This is a genomic window from Streptomyces fragilis (assembly GCF_003112515.1).
In the GTDB taxonomy this organism is placed as follows: domain Bacteria; phylum Actinomycetota; class Actinomycetes; order Streptomycetales; family Streptomycetaceae; genus Streptomyces; species Streptomyces fragilis.
In genome coordinates, this window is record NZ_BEVZ01000019.1 from 1 (window position 1) to 1,195 (window position 1,195).

At 56.8% G+C, this 1,195-nt stretch carries 1 rRNA gene; it reads right to left on the minus strand.

The annotated features are described in order from the left end of the window. Positions 1-22 precede the first annotated feature (22 nt). Positions 23-1,195: ribosomal RNA gene (locus Sfr03f_RS30090) — 23S ribosomal RNA — on the minus strand; the annotation flags it as partial.

Genomic DNA, 1,195 nt, shown 5'->3' on the forward strand with positions numbered 1-1,195 from the left:
AACACAGTGGACGCGAGCAACTGAGGACAAGCCCTCGGCCTATTAGTACCAGTCACCTCCACCCGTTACCGGGCTTCCAGATCTGGCCTATCAACCCAGTCGTCTACTGGGAGCCTTACCCCATCAAGTGGGTGGGAGTCCTCATCTCGAAGCAGGCTTCCCGCTTAGATGCTTTCAGCGGTTATCCCTCCCGAACGTAGCCAACCAGCCATGCCCTTGGCAGGACAACTGGCACACCAGAGGTTCGTCCGTCCCGGTCCTCTCGTACTAGGGACAGCCCTTCTCAAGACTCCTACGCGCACAGCGGATAGGGACCGAACTGTCTCACGACGTTCTAAACCCAGCTCGCGTACCGCTTTAATGGGCGAACAGCCCAACCCTTGGGACCGACTCCAGCCCCAGGATGCGACGAGCCGACATCGAGGTGCCAAACCATCCCGTCGATATGGACTCTTGGGGAAGATCAGCCTGTTATCCCCGGGGTACCTTTTATCCGTTGAGCGACGGCGCTTCCACAAGCCACCGCCGGATCACTAGTCCCGACTTTCGTCCCTGCTCGACCCGTCGGTCTCACAGTCAAGCTCCCTTGTGCACTTACACTCAACACCTGATTGCCAACCAGGCTGAGGGAACCTTTGGGCGCCTCCGTTACTCTTTAGGAGGCAACCGCCCCAGTTAAACTACCCATCAGACACTGTCCCTGATCCGGATCACGGACCCAGGTTAGACATCCAGCACGACCAGACTGGTATTTCAACGACGACTCCACCCACACTGGCGTGTGAGCTTCACAGTCTCCCAGCTATCCTACACAAGCCGAACCGAACACCAATATCAAACTGTAGTAAAGGTCCCGGGGTCTTTCCGTCCTGCTGCGCGAAACGAGCATCTTTACTCGTAGTGCAATTTCACCGGGCCTATGGTTGAGACAGTCGAGAAGTCGTTACGCCATTCGTGCAGGTCGGAACTTACCCGACAAGGAATTTCGCTACCTTAGGATGGTTATAGTTACCACCGCCGTTTACTGGCGCTTAAGTTCTCAGCTTCGCCGGCCCGAAAGCCAGCTAACCGGTCCCCTTAACGTTCCAGCACCGGGCAGGCGTCAGTCCGTATACATCGCCTTACGGCTTCGCACGGACCTGTGTTTTTAGTAAACAGTCGCTTCTCGCTGGTCTCTGCGGCCACCCCCAGCTCA